14 protein-coding genes are annotated in these 13635 nt (G+C 63.9%); 9 read left to right on the top strand and 5 right to left on the bottom strand.

All coding sequences use genetic code 11. The features are described 5' to 3' along the window. The first annotated feature begins 84 nt into the window (after positions 1-84). The 4 genes from CFB50_RS17680 to CFB50_RS38785 all read left to right on the top strand — a co-directional run bounded on the left by CFB50_RS17680 (position 85) and on the right by CFB50_RS38785 (position 5555). Positions 85-2937, top strand: coding sequence for a DUF927 domain-containing protein (locus tag CFB50_RS17680; RefSeq protein ID WP_089446666.1), 2853 nt, complete (start codon positions 85-87; stop codon positions 2935-2937). 1670 nt (positions 2938-4607) lie between these two features. Next, entirely contained in the window at positions 4608-4874 is a 267-nt protein-coding gene (locus tag CFB50_RS17675; RefSeq protein ID WP_069249180.1) for a hypothetical protein, read from the top strand. Between the two features lie 212 nt (positions 4875-5086). Continuing rightward, positions 5087-5353, top strand: coding sequence for a hypothetical protein (locus tag CFB50_RS38790; protein WP_144020666.1), 267 nt, complete (start codon positions 5087-5089; stop codon positions 5351-5353). Next, positions 5340-5555 (top strand): hypothetical protein, encoded by a 216-nt coding sequence (locus CFB50_RS38785; protein WP_144020665.1) that lies wholly within the window; start codon positions 5340-5342, stop codon positions 5553-5555. Before CFB50_RS38790 ends, CFB50_RS38785 begins: the two co-directional genes overlap by 14 nt. Before the next feature lie 177 nt (positions 5556-5732). On the opposite strand, the gene CFB50_RS39530 is transcribed toward CFB50_RS38785, so the two are convergent. From CFB50_RS39530 to CFB50_RS17660, 4 genes are all read right to left on the bottom strand, one after another. Next, a complete protein-coding gene (locus CFB50_RS39530; protein ID WP_156814530.1) occupies positions 5733-5891 on the bottom strand; it encodes a hypothetical protein in 159 nt (52 codons plus the stop codon). Between the two features lie 107 nt (positions 5892-5998). After that, on the bottom strand, positions 5999-6121 hold the full coding sequence (locus CFB50_RS40015) for a hypothetical protein (RefSeq protein ID WP_256979112.1): 123 nt from the start codon (positions 6119-6121) through the stop codon (positions 5999-6001). A gap of 150 nt (positions 6122-6271) precedes the next feature. Next, positions 6272-7630, bottom strand: a complete 1359-nt coding sequence (locus CFB50_RS17665) for a GGDEF domain-containing protein (protein ID WP_069249178.1) — start codon at positions 7628-7630, stop codon at positions 6272-6274. 110 nt (positions 7631-7740) lie between these two features. Then, positions 7741-7989, bottom strand: a complete 249-nt coding sequence (locus CFB50_RS17660; protein WP_046544145.1) for a DUF2795 domain-containing protein — start codon at positions 7987-7989, stop codon at positions 7741-7743. Positions 7990-8433: 444 nt separating this feature from the next. Here CFB50_RS17660 and speG point away from each other — a divergent pair, with 444 nt between their 5' ends. The 3 genes from speG to CFB50_RS17645 all read left to right on the top strand — a co-directional run bounded on the left by speG (position 8434) and on the right by CFB50_RS17645 (position 10572). Then, positions 8434-8991 carry a spermidine N1-acetyltransferase gene (speG, locus tag CFB50_RS17655; protein WP_089446724.1) on the top strand — a complete coding sequence of 186 codons (558 nt, stop codon included), beginning with the start codon at positions 8434-8436 and terminating at the stop codon, positions 8989-8991. 489 nt (positions 8992-9480) lie between these two features. Further along, positions 9481-9828 (top strand): surface attachment protein Sap1, encoded by a 348-nt coding sequence (gene sap1 / locus CFB50_RS17650; protein ID WP_011353606.1) that lies wholly within the window; start codon positions 9481-9483, stop codon positions 9826-9828. 189 nt (positions 9829-10017) lie between these two features. Next, the gene (locus CFB50_RS17645; protein WP_089446664.1) at positions 10018-10572 is read left to right on the top strand and encodes a YaeQ family protein; all 555 of its coding nucleotides are present in this window, start codon (positions 10018-10020) and stop codon (positions 10570-10572) included. A 21-nt stretch (positions 10573-10593) separates the two neighbouring features. Here CFB50_RS17645 and CFB50_RS17640 read toward each other — a convergent pair whose 3' ends face one another. Continuing rightward, entirely contained in the window at positions 10594-11007 is a 414-nt protein-coding gene (locus tag CFB50_RS17640) for a VOC family protein (RefSeq protein WP_089446663.1), read from the bottom strand. Positions 11008-11438: 431 nt separating this feature from the next. On the opposite strand from CFB50_RS17640, the gene ada reads away from it, so the two are divergent. Both ada and CFB50_RS17625 read left to right on the top strand, forming a co-directional pair. Next, positions 11439-12530 (top strand): bifunctional DNA-binding transcriptional regulator/O6-methylguanine-DNA methyltransferase Ada, encoded by a 1092-nt coding sequence (ada, locus tag CFB50_RS17630; protein ID WP_069249175.1) that lies wholly within the window; start codon positions 11439-11441, stop codon positions 12528-12530. After that, complete coding sequence (locus CFB50_RS17625) at positions 12527-13486, top strand: DNA-3-methyladenine glycosylase family protein (protein ID WP_069249174.1); 960 nt, start codon at positions 12527-12529, stop codon at positions 13484-13486. The genes ada and CFB50_RS17625 overlap by 4 nt, the downstream gene beginning before the upstream one ends. Positions 13487-13635: the final 149 nt, after the last annotated feature.

The following is a 13635-nucleotide window of genomic DNA, read 5'->3' as shown; positions in this document are numbered from 1 at the left end:
TGTACCGCACGATGCGATTCGTAGTGCTAATCGGATATTCATCGATGCCGCGTACCGATACGGAAAATTATGAGCAACACACATATGACCGAATTCGAGCGGGCGAGAGTCGCGCTCGGCTATATCCCGCCCGACGACCGCGATACGTGGCGTCAGGTCGGGATGGCGCTCAAGGCCGGGTTTGGTGAAGAGGGCTTCTCTCTCTGGAACGAATGGAGCCAAGGCGCGCAAAGCTACGACGCGAATGATGCGCGCGACGTATGGAAGTCGTTCAAGGGCGGCAAAATCACGATCAACACGCTCTTTCATCTTGCGAAGCAAAGCGGCTTTGATCCGCGCGCGCATCGTGCAAAGCCGGTCGATCCAGCGGAGCGCGAGCGACAGAAAGCTGAACGCGCCGCCCGCGAGGCGGCCGAGCTGGCCGCGCAAGCCGAGAAGCAGCGAGAAGCGGCGACGCTCGCCGAATCGATCTGGTCGACGGCCGAGCCTGCGCCGGCCGATCATCCGTATCTCGTCCGCAAGCGCATTCCGGCCGGCGAGCTGCGTGTCTATCACGGCAGCCTGCGCATTGGCACGGCCGCATGCGACGGCGCACTGATCATCCCGGCGCGAGACGCAGACGGCAAGCTGTGGACGCTGGAATTCATTCTCGAGGACGGGCAGAAACGCTATCTGGCGAACGGTCGCAAGTCCGGTTGCCTCTCGATGGTCGGCGGCGCGGTATCGTCCACGCTGCTGATTGGCGAGGGTTACGCTACGTGTGCGACGCTTGCGGCCGCAACGGGGCATCCGGCCGCCGTTGCATTCGACGCCGGGAACCTGATGGCCGTCGCGACTGCGCTGCGTGCCCGCTTTCCGGACGCTCGCATCATCGTGTGCGCTGATGACGACCATACAACGAAGGGCAATCCGGGTGTGACGAAGGCCCGCGCGGCGGCCGATGCCGTCGCCGGCATGGTGGCCGTCCCCGAGTTCGGAGCGGATCGTCCGGCGTCCGGTACAGACTTCAACGACATGGCGGCGCATCGAGGCGCGGATGCCGTGGCCGCTGCGGTGCGTGCAGCGCTCCCCGTGGGCGTCTCCTCGGCATCCGACAAGGGTAAGGTGGCCCAGCCCGCTACGAAGGCCACCAAGCGCCCGAAAACGACGCAGACGGGCGACGGGCGGGCGCGGTTTCGCGTCGATGGCCGGGGTGTCTGGTATGAGGGCTATGACCGCGACGGGAACGACCTGCCGCCGCAATGGATCTGCGACCCGCTGGAGGTTGCGGCCGAGACACGTAACGAGGCGAACACGGAATGGGGCGTGTTGCTCCAGTTCGAGGACCGCGACGGTAACCCGAAGCGATGGGCGATGCCGCGCCGCATGCTGGCGGGCGACGGCGCGGAATACCGCGCGATCCTGCTGGATATGGGCCTGAACATCGATCCGTCATCGTCTGCGAAACAGCGGCTGACGAGCTACATTCAGACGGCGCGCAGCGATCAACGTGCGCGCTGTACGAGCCGGATCGGCTGGCATGGTAACGCCTTCGTCCTGCCGGATCGGACCATAGGCGCGGGTGACGACCTGACGATTTTTCAGACGGACGGCAGCATCGAAAGTCACTTCAAGCAAAGTGGAACGCTGGATGACTGGCGGCGCGAGCTGGCCGCATTGTGCGTCGGCAATAGTCGCCTGATGTTTTGCGTGTCGAGCGCCTTCGCTGGAACATTGTTGCGGTTCTCCGGGCAGGCGTCGGGCGGCTTTCACCTGATGGGCAACAGCACGGTCGGCAAGACAACCGCGTTGCGCGCGGCCGCGTCGGTGTTCGGTGGGCGCGACTACCTGCGAAGCTGGCGTGCCACATCGAACGCGATGGAATCGACGGCCGCGCAGCATAGCGACGGCCTGTTGATTCTCGATGAAATCGGGCAAGTCGAGCCGAAGGAGGTGGGCGATATCGTCTACATGATCGGCAACGAGGCCGGCAAGGGGCGTGCGACCCGCAACGCGACCGCGAAGCCCGTGTTGTCCTGGCGGTTGTTGTTTCTGTCGAGTGGGGAAAAGACGCTCGCGTCGATCATGGGCGAGGCGAGCAAGACGGCAAACGCCGGTCAGGACGTGCGACTGGCGACGCTCCCGGCCGATGCGGGGCATGGTTACGGCCTCTTCGAAGAGTTGCACGGGTTCGCGACGCCGAAGGATTTGGCCGATCATGTTGCGCGCGCCTCCGGCCAGTATTACGGCGTGGCCGCGATGGAGTTCATTCGGCACACGGCTGAGAACGCCGACCGCATGCGCGATACGGTGAGCGGCATGATCGCGGCGCTTGTGGCTGATTGGGTGCCGCAAGGATCGGACGGGCAGGTGTCCCGCGTTGCGCAGCGATTCGCGCTTGTCGGTGTCGCGGGCGAGATAGCCAGCAAGGCGGGTTGCACGGGATGGGGCGAAGGGCATGCGATTCAAGCGGCGCATGCCTGTTTTAAGGCGTGGGTTCGTGAACGTGGCGGCGTGGGAAATGCTGAAACTACGGCAATGCTTCGGCAGGTCCGGGGCTTTCTGGAGGCGCATGGCGATGCCCGCTTTACGTGGGTGCAGCGCACTTGCGACGATCACGCGGGCAAAACCATGCACCGCGTCGGGTTCAAGCGGATGGTATCGGAGGGGCGCGCTGTCAATACGAATCGGGAATACATGGCGGAGTACGGCGAGAGCATCTCGCCGGCCGATGCGGAACGGAGCGATATTGAATATCTCATTCTGCCTGAGGCATTTCGCATGGAGGTATGTCGTGGATTCGACTATCGTGCCGTAGCCAAGGTGCTTGCTGAACACGACGTATTGGCCGTTGAGAGCAAGAGCGGCCGCCCGGACTCAAAGCAGCGGGTCGGCTTTCCTCAGCCGATCCGCGTTTATTGCCTCCGCTCGTCCATTTTCTCCATCGATATCCACTAGCAGTTCGCGCCCGTGCCGAGGTGTCGGCGCGGGGCATTCTTTTGCGCGTGAATTGCCCTCTGCCGCGCTCAAAGTTACTTTGGCGTCGTGTTCCAGAGCGGACCTGTCGCGCATTGGCCGCCTGTCAGATTGTTGCCGTCTAGGTAATAATGCGGATGCCTGTTCCCAAGCTACCAATTTCGGCTTGGGTACGGACCAAGTCCTTGTCCGATAAGGGTTTGAGCGTCTTGTTCCCAAAATCCCCTCACGTTTGTTCCCGAATGGATGGGATCTGCCGAAAGCCTTTATGGTATTGGCTTTCAGCCATTTTGATTGGTCCTGTTCCCATGTTCCCAAGAAAATTGAGCAATGGGAGAGGTGCGCGTGGAGGTGGCGCAACAAAGGCAGACTCAACACTGGCAAGGCTGGGCGAGCGAAACGGACGGTTAGCGGCGATGTTTCTAGCGGGGGGTACGATGCGACGCACCTTCGGCGATTGTTGCCGTCAGGGCAAAGGTTGGGGCGGGCGGAAAGCGGGGGACCCTGCGTCTAGGGCAAAGACGCGGGGGCTCACACCCGCGTGTTTTCCCTACTCCCGGCGCGCCTAAGGGGGGTCATAGTCATACCGGAATAGCAGGGGCGTGGGAGTGCCGGAAAGTCTGGAAATTCCGGTGGGAGGCGCGCAGCAAGGGGGTCATAGTCGTTGAGAGCGGAAGCGGCAATCGAGCGTGCTGCCTGCCTGCTGGAGCGGTCCGTACTGAGTCTGTATCCTCGCCGCCGTCAGCGACCTCGCCAGCGGCGCAAAGAGTGCCCCCGCCCCGCCGCTACTGGCGGTTTGGATCGTCAGCAGGTGGTTAGCCGGAGGCGCAACGCTTTTTTGGCACACAAGATGGCATACAAAATTTTCGTCGCCGTCAAAGACCATTGTTGGGTAAGGCTTTGCGGGGTTTCGCTAGGTTATGTATCGAAATGATCCTAGGGTCGTTGACCTCGTGGGGTGCTGCTTCATCCGCCTGCATCGTATCGGCACGCCTCGTCATACCTCTGTACAGTCCAGAATCGGGTAGCTGAATGGGGCACTGTTTGCCTAAACGCCCTATTTGGACAGTTTGGGGTCGACAACTCGACGCAAGCCTCTCGTGACGGCTCTGTCACGAAGCTGACTATTTCGCAGCATGTTGTTCGCGTGGATGTTTGGAGCTCCATGTTCGGACAATGTTTGGACCGATGTCGTGCTCCATGGTTGGCGCGATTGCCAGGCCTGTATCCGCTCGCGCTTCCCATTCTCGTGCTATTTCCTCGTCCGTCTCGCGTGCGATCGACTACCGCCGGCGCAACAACCCCTCGTGTTGCCCGTTCACCACGGGTCCATGCTTATGGCAAGCCGTCTGCTCGTCGGTCTCCAGATCTGGTTCGCAATCGAGCAGGCCGAGTGGAACCCGCGCCGCACCGTGTCTCGTTGCGCCACGGCCAACTGTGCGAAGGGATGCAAGCGCTCGCCACGCAGCTCAAGTAGCCGACTCGAAGGTAATGGGGTAGCGATCTCAGCGGGCAGCGTATTTCGTTGACAGGTAGACCTTAAGGGTCTAAATTGACTCGCGTTGGGTAACGCTCCGCGTAGCCCGCTACCTCCGAAAGGAACGACATTATGAATAGCATCGTATTCGCGGGAATTCCGCGCGACCACGCTTATGGCCCTCAAATATTTCCCGCCGACGCCGGAAGACCTGCGTGCGCTGAAAGTGCGCCTTGGATTCACCGGCGAGCAGATGGCTCAGATGTTCGGATTGGCTGGCAACAGTCAGTGGCGAAAGTACACGGGGGGAGTCGAGCCGAGACCGATGTCGTTGCCGATGCTGTTCCTAGCGCTAGCGCTGCAGGATCGTTCCGCGACTGTCGACCAAGTGCTCGAGAAGTGTCGGAAGGTCGGCGCAACGATCGAGCTGGACGACGAGTAACCGCCGACGGCGTGCTTGCTGCTACCTTTCCGAATACTCTTCCCAAATCTGCCGATCCGATCGCTCTCGTACCGAGTGCCTGGCGTAACGCCCGGGCGTCGAAGCCCGCGATTACTGTCACATCGGAGCTATTCGAACTTGCCGGTATCCGTGCGACAGAACATTGGCTGAATGTTCGCCCGACGGCGCGCCCGAGCCGGTGGTATCGGTTGATGTTCGAAGACCTCGTCGCTGGCTTCGGTCATATCCCGTTCCGCGCTGATGGCTGCGCAGCGTTCAAACGCAGCATCGAGGCCGCAACTTGCACTGACTGTAAAGCCTCAGAGGTGTGCGCAATCTCCGCCGCCGAAATCATTCTTCGCTGTTTGCTGGGTGCAGTGAAGGCACATGCGCTTCTCATGATCGCTGAGATCGGGCCTCGGATGGGTCAGGCGGCGCGTTGCGTGCAAAATGCGGAGGCGCATCATGGCTCAAAATGATGACGCAACTTTATCTATCGAGGAGGCGCGCCGCGAACTGCTGCAGGCATCGCGTCAACTGAGCGTTCTGTTGCTCGATTTGTCGATGGATCCCGAACGGGTGTTTGAACACTTTGCCGTACGTCGTGACGCCTTCTTCGAACTGTTGTCGGATCTGAGCGTCATGGTCAATACGCGTCTGGAGGAAATGCTTCGTGAGTGAAAGCATGTGTCTTTCCGTTGAGAAGCAGCTTGATGCCGTGCAAGGCGAAGCGGGAGGCCTAGCGGGGGAGCGTTGTCGATGTCAACGTCACTTGGCCCGAACATCTTTCGAAGATCGGGATCATCAACAGAATATTCGCTGCGATATTCGGCGTGCTTGGCGGCCAGAACATGGGTCCTATGGCCAATTTCCGTGCATCGGCGGCAGCGACCCGCGCGCGAGCGCCCGTATTTCCAGATAGACATAGCCGAACTGCTGGGCGAGTCGTATCGATTCGATGCCCGACGCAATCTGATCGAAGACGCGGAAAAGGGGGCGATCCTCGAGCGTCTCCACGATGAAAGGCGCGCTGCGCTACAGGTATCCCCAATGCATACCGAACCGGACCACATCGGCTCGATCCCGCGAATGTCCGGATCGCCGCTTCGGACCCTGCGCCTGCATCAATCCCAATGACGATGATGGTGGTAATACCCATCCCCGTAATACCCGCCGCCGTCAGGCACCACAATACAGCCGCTCAACAACACGGCGACGCCGGCAATCAGCAAAAGGGCCTTCTTCATCGCGTTCACCTGCTCGGATTCAATATGAAACCCAGCATAGCGAGCGGTCCCGGCTCCGACTGTAAGCGATCGTATCCCGGCGCCGCAATCCGTAACGGCGGATTATTCCGGTCACAATGACCGTAACAAATAGCCAAACAGCAGACGTTTTCAGGCGGTGACGACCCTGTTTCGCCCCGTATCCTTCGCACGATACAGCGCGGCATCGGCGGCTTCGATCAATGCATCGGGCGTCGACAGATCGTCGGCCGACACGGTCGCGCAGCCGACGCTCACGCTCACGCGTCCGGCGGGTGCGGTCGGCATCGCGAGATCGAGCCGCAGCACCGCTTCGCGCGCTTCCTCGGCGACCAGCCGCGCACCGCGCGCCCCCGTGTTCGGCAGCACGATCGCGAACTCCTCGCCACCGTAACGCGCGACCATGTCCGCGGGCCGCCGCACCGCGCCGGCGAGCGCATTCGCGACCGCGATCAGGCAAGCATCGCCCTTCACGTGGCCGAACGCATCGTTGTACGCCTTGAAGCGGTCGACGTCGACCATCAGCAGCGACAGCGGTTCGCCTTGCCGTCGCGCCTGCAGGAACAGCGTGTGGAAATGATCGTTGAAGTGCATGCGGTTGAATGCGCCCGTCAGGCCGTCGCGCGCGGACGAACGGATCAGCGTCGCGTGCGCCTCGAACAACCGCTGGTACAGCATCGTCACTTCCCACGCGAGCACGCACACGAGCACGCCCGGCGTGAACATGCTGAACACGCGCGCGAGGTACCAGCCGACCGTGAAGCGATGGGTGCTCATCAGGTTCAGCGTCGTGTCGGTGAGGCAGGCGAGCACCGCGATCGCGAGCCACAGATCGAGCGTCGTGCGCAGCCGGCCGGTGGCCAGCACGGCCACGAGCGCCAGCGCATTGAGCAACCACACGATCAGCGCGACGGCGTTGACGGGCAGCACGGCCGCGTCGCCCGGCGGATGAAACGCGGGCGGCAGCGACACGTTCAGCGCGAACAGGCACAGCACTCCGGCGACGACAGCCGGCCCGCCGATTAGCGCGAGTGTCCACCAGCGTGTCTGCTGCGCACTGATCGGTGCGCGTGCCAGCCGCTCGCGCGCGAGCAGCGCGACCATCACGAAACCCGGGAAGCCGGCATGCCAGAAGATCCACATCCACGCGGCGCTTTGCGGTTGCGCGCCGAACAGCCCCTGTGGTGCGAACACGCCGGGAAAGGTGAGCAGCTGCAATGCGACGGCGAGCGCGGTAAACGCGTAGGCGCCGCCGAGCGCGCCGAGCACCGGCTGGCGCGTCACGGTGAACTGCGCGCCGAGAAAGAACGCCGCGATGCTCGCCGTGGTGAACACGGTGAGCGCGCACATCGGCATGAACGGCTCGACGGCTGGCAGCTCAACGTTCGCGTGCGGCGCGGCGATCCCGAGCGCGAGCACGATGACGAGCGCCGTCAGGGCGCCGAACCAGAGCTGACGGCGTGTCGTGTGCTGGATCAGGATGCCTTCCATGGTGTTCCCCGGGCACGTAGGCGGAAACGCCCGGGTCTTGCGCCGGGCGACAGGCAACCGGCCGCCGCGCGACCGGTGCGGCCTGATCCTATCGCGTTATGGGTGCGCGCTCAAACCCCGAGGCCGGGACCGAAGTTGCCGGCGACCCATTGCGTGACGGCGTTCACGTCCGCGTAGTCCTGTTCGGGCAGGCCGTCGAGCATCGACAGCACTTCGTTGCTGGCGCCGGCGTCGCGCGCGGCATCGACGATCGCATCCTTGTTGGCCGGGTAGCGGACGGCCGCGAGGACGTCGGCGATCTGCAGGTCGATCGTTTCGCTGGGAATGTCGTGCGGAGGCTGGGCGGGCTGGTCGTTCACGGCGGCGTCTCGCGGGGTGAGCGGATCAAGGGGGAATCGGATCGCGGCGAAGTTCGGGTGCTTGACAGGGCGCGTCACGCGTTCACATGCCAGGGTGGCTGGGCCGGCACGCCCCGCGGATGAACGGCAATCGACTCAATGCTCGCGTCGCACGCGGCGCCACGGATGCTTCCAGTCGATGTGCGGTGCGTTTTCGTCGCGCGGATGCTGGCGCCGATGTTCCTGCCAAAGTTCGTCGGAAAACAGCGCCGCGACGATCACGAGCGGCAGCACGAGGAATATTCCGAGTATGACTTGCTCGAACACGATAGCCTCCTTGCGGTGGCAGGAACCCTTGCTCCCATTCTAGGCTCTGAACTTCGCCCGCGTTCAATTTCTTACAGTGCGAAACAGGCCGGATGCGGCCTTGCCGCACGTGCGCCGGCATCAAAAAAGGACATGAACATGCAACTCCAGAACGATACCAAAACGCTCGCGCTGCGGCCGCTGGAGCGCCAGGACCTGCGCTTCGTCCACGAGCTGAACAACGACGCCAAGATCATGCGCTACTGGTTCGAGGAGCCGTACGAAACCTTCTCGGAACTGTCACAACTGTACGACCGCCACGTGCACGATCAGCGCGAGCGCCGTTTCGTCGCGGTCGACGCGCAAGGCGAACTGGTCGGCCTCGTCGAGCTGATCGAGCTCGACTACATCCATCGCCGCGGCGAGTTCCAGATCATCATCGCGCCGCAACGCCAGAGGCGCGGCTACGCGGGCCAGGCGACGCGTCTTGCGATCGAGTACGCGTTCAAGGTGCTGAACATGCGCAAGCTGTATCTGATCGTCGATACGTCGAATGCGGCGGCGATTCACGTGTACGAGAAATGCGGATTCCAGCACGAGGCCGAATTGAAGGAAGAATTTTTCGGAAACGGCGCGTATCACAGCGCTTATCGCATGTGCATTTTTCAGCGCGATTATTTCGAGCGCCAGCAAGCCACCCTGAATAAAGCAGGGTAAACACGCTGGCGAAAGGCGCCTGCGACGGGGCCTTCGCGGGCGCTGAATACATGCAGCGAAGTACGGATAAATACGGATGCGCTTATACCTGGCATTTTTCTTGTATCAGGTAAATGCGATGCCGCGTTGCGGTAAAGTCGAATCGTTTCGGATGACTTTATGTGCGGCGCATCAAAATGATCCGGATAGCGAAATGGATTATCCAAACCGTTCAATCGCCGCATTGTAACTTTGATGAAAGCCTTGCTGAGTAACGCTTTCCGCCCGGCGGCGCGAGCCTGTTCGGCGGGCGGCGCGCGTCGTCATGTCTGCGCAGAGTGCGAAAAAGCGGGCTGCGCACGGGGTGCGACAATCCGCCGCTATTGCGGTCGCACAACAAATGTGCTTGCTATCGCTTGCCGGTCTTCTAAAGTGAAAAACGCGGGTTCACGATCACCTTTAAACACATAGCTAACCCAAGCCTGGTGCCCGCAAGCCTGGAGACAGAACATGATGAAACGTACCGGTATCCTTTTTGCCCTCGTCGGCGCATTTTGCGCGGTGTCGATTGCCCAAGCCGGCGGCGATTCGGCCGTCAAGCCGAAGCAGGAAATCCAGTTGACGAAGAACGCATGGGGCTGCCTGTCGAAAGACAATCTGGACTCCGTACTGAGTCACGAGCGTGACGGCAAGTCGCAGGCGAAGCAGCAATACTTCGACGATTACCGGTGCCTGTCGGTGCCGGAAGGCCAGCGCTTCCGCGTGGTGTCGGTCGACCAGGGCGACGTGCAGTTCGTCAGCGCCGACAACAGCGACCAGCAGGGTCTCTGGACCGATTCGCGCTTCGTCAAGCAGTAACCGTCCATTCACCGCGACGTCACACGACGCGCGAGCGCGCCGGCCCGATGAGCCGGCGGCGCGAACCGAACACGGCCCGGCACATGCCGGGCCGTTGCGCTGTGGATGGTGCATGACACGCGCCGGACGGCCCGCATTCGGTATCATCACGGCCCGACCGAACCGAATGCCCGCCCGGGCCGACTCCGCATGGCGCTGAAATCCACGATCTACAAAGCCGAACTGCAAATCGCCGACATGGATCGGCATTACTACGCCGATCACGCGCTGACGGTGGCGCGCCATCCGTCCGAAACAGACGACCGGATGATGGTGCGCATCGTCGCGTTCGCGCTGTTCGCGCACGAGCGGCTCGAATTCTGCAAGGGGCTGTCGGACGTCGACGAGCCCGATCTGTGGCAGAAGGACCTGACCGGCGCGATCGACGTCTGGATCGAAGCCGGCCAGCCCGACGAGCGGCGCATCTCGAAGGCGGCCGGCCGTGCCGGGCAGGTCACCGTGATCGCATACGGCGGCAAGACGTCGGATATCTGGTGGCAGGGCGTGCGCAGCAAGGTCGAGCGGCTGCGCAACGTGCAGGTGCTGTCGCTGAACGACGGTGTCGCGGCCGCGCTCGGGAAACTCGTGGAGCGCACGATGCGCCTGCAATGCACGGTGCAGGACGGCGCCGCGTGGATCTCGAGCGCCGACCACGATCCGGTGGCGGTCGAGTGGACGGTGCTGAAGGCGCGCGCGGACGCGTGACGGCCCGCGTGCCGCCCGCGTTCAGCCGATCGCGGCCGGCGGCCCCTTGAATTCGAGCATGTTGCCTTCCGGGTCGAACAGGTAGATCGACGGCCCGTAGCCGCCGGCGCCGTAGCGTTCCGCGGGCGCGCCCGGCCGTGCGCCATGCGCGGCGAAATGGGCGGTCAAGGCGTCGGGATCGAACGGCTCGACGCGCAGGCACAGGTGATCGAGATTGCGTCCCGTGCCGGGCGGCCCGCTGTCGGGCCGGTCGATCGGGCCGCCGACCGACAGCAGGTCGATCAGCGCGTCGCCGGCGCGCAGTTGCACGAGGCCCAGATCGGGCTGTTCCTTCTCCACATGGCAGCCGACGGTGTCGCAGTAAAAGCGCGTCATCGCGGCCATGTCGGTCACGCGCAGCACGACGTGATCGATCGCGCGGATGGTCGGTTTCATGGGCAAGGCTCTCCTTCGCAGTCCACGAGCATCGAGTGTAGACGCATCGCGCCTGCGCCGCCGGCCGGAACGCGGCACAATCGACGGACGAAAAAAAGCCCGTTCACGCAGAGCGGAACGGGCTTAATCCATATCAGGAGGAGACATGGAGGAGACAGTTCCAACTATACACACGGCGATGGTGCGACGCAATATTCCGAATGCAAAAAAACGTCAGGACGGCGATTTGTCGCATCCGCAGTGCAACAAAATGGTGACGGGACGATGACGAAAACCGCGCCGGAACAGCCGGCGCGCGCGTTTTGTCGGATTTATTTTCGGCTGATGCGCCCCGATTATCCGGGGCGAATCACAGAGCAAGATTCAGGGCGCGACGGCACGTGCCGATGTCTAGAGTAGGCACCATCTACACTAGAGAGTGCGAGGTTCAGATGAAAACCGCCTATCCGACCGATGATGCCCGCTGGGGCGCCGTCACCGAGCGCGATCCGCATGCGGACGGCGCGTTCTTCTACGCCGTGAGCACGACCGGTGTGTTCTGCCGCCCGACCTGCGCGTCGCGGCTGCCGCGTCGCGAAAACGTGTCCTTCTTTGCCGACACGGCCGCCGCACGTGCGGCCGGCTTCCGGCCCTGCAAGCGTTGCCAGCCGGAAGGGCTGCCGCGCGAGCTCGAGATCGTCAACCGCGCGTGCGCGGTGCTCGACGCGCATGCCGAACGGCTCACGCTGCAGCAACTGAGCGATGCCGTGCACGTGAGCCCGTTTCACCTTCAGCGGCTCTTCAAGCGCGTTGTCGGCGTGTCGCCGCGGCAGTACCAGGCCGCGCAACGCGGCGCCGCGCTGCGGCAGGCGCTGCAAAGCGGGCAGCCGGTCACGCAGGCGGCCGTCGACGCGGGCTTCAACTCGCCGTCGCGGCTTTATGCGTCGGTGCCGCGCGAGCTCGGGATGGCGCCGTCCGCGTTCCGCCGCCAGGGCGCGGGTCTGCGGATCGACTATGCGACCGCATCGACGTCGCTCGGCACCGTGCTCGTTGCCGCAACCGAGCAGGGCATCTGCCGGATCGCGTTCGGTGACGAACCGGCGACGCTGGTCGGCGAACTGAAGGACGCGTTCGCGCGCGCCGAGCTGGTCGAAGCGTCGGCACGGCTCGCGCCGTTCATCACGCAGATCCGCGCGTACCTGGACGGCACGCGGCACGCGTTCGACCTGCCGCTCGACATCGCGCCGACCGCATTCCAGCAGCGCGTGTGGGAGGCGCTGACGCATATTCCGTACGGCGAAACGCGCAGCTACTCGGAGATCGCCGAGGCGCTGGGTGCGCCGCGCGCGGTGCGTGCCGTCGCGTCCGCGTGTGCGTCGAATCCGGTCGCGCTCGCGATCCCGTGCCACCGCGTCGTACAGAAGGGCGGCGCGCTTTCCGGGTATCGTTGGGGCGTGCGCCGCAAGGCGACGCTGCTCGCGTCCGAAGCGCGTCATGTGCACGACGATCAAACCGAATTCGTTGCGGAGGGCAGCGCAGTTTGAGCATCGCAAAAACAACCATCACCTCCATCGTGAACGGCGGCCAGGTGCCGCCGTCCGCACAAATGGAACTGCGCTTCAATGCGCCTTACGACTGGGCGCGCGTGCTGCGCTTCTTCAGCGGGCGCGCGATTCCGGGTGTCGAGCAGGTCGCGGACGGCGTGTATCGCCGCATCGTCGACCTGCACGGCGATGCCGGCCGGCTCACGGTCGCGAAACATCCGCGCAAGCACTGCCTGGTCGCGACGGTCGAAGGCGCGGTCGCGCGTCATGTCGATGAGGCGTTCGCCGTGCGCGTCGCGACGATGTTCGACCTCGGCGCCGATCCGGCCGCTATCGGCGACGGGCTCGCGCGCGATCCGTGGTTTGCACCGCTCGTCGAGGCCGCGCCGGGGCTGCGTGTGCCGGGCGCGTGGTCGGGGTTCGAGCTGGCCGTGCGCGCGATCGTCGGTCAGCAGGTGAGCGTGAAGGCCGCGACGACGATCGTCGGCCGGCTCGTCGAGCGGGCCGGCGAGCGCGTGGTTCAGGAAGACGACGGCGCGCCCGCATGGCGCTTCCCGACGCCCGATGCGCTGGCCGCCTGCGATCTCGACAAGATCGGGATGCCCGGCAAGCGGGTGGCGGCACTGACGGGCGTGGCGCGGGCAGTGGCGGCCGGCGACGTGCCGGTCGATCGCGAGCACGCGGACCTCGCGACGCTGCGCAGCGCGTGGCTCGATCTGCCCGGCATCGGCCCGTGGACTGTCGAATACATCGCGATGCGCGCATGGCGCGATCCGGACGCGTGGCCTGCCTCCGATCTCGTGCTGATGCAGTCGATCGCGGCGCGCGATCCGGCGCTCGACCGGCTCGCGACCCAGAAGCACCGCACCGAAGGCTGGCGGCCGTGGCGCGCGTACGCGGCGCTGCATTTGTGGAACGAAGTGGCCGACCGGGCGGGCGGCGCGCGCGGCGGGTGACCGCTGTGGCCTGCGGTCGGGTGCGACCTGGCGAGGCCGCGATGCAACCCGTTTGCGCAGGTGGTGCCGACATGCGCAGGCTAACCACCGGACACCGAACGCCGGACACCGGACACCGGACACCGGACACCGGACACCGGCCGTAGCGG

Origin of the sequence: Burkholderia sp. AU33423, assembly GCF_002223135.1 — a bacterium.
In the GTDB taxonomy this organism is placed as follows: Bacteria; Pseudomonadota; Gammaproteobacteria; order Burkholderiales; family Burkholderiaceae; genus Burkholderia; species Burkholderia lata_D.
This window is presented reverse-complemented; position numbering and strand designations above follow the sequence as displayed.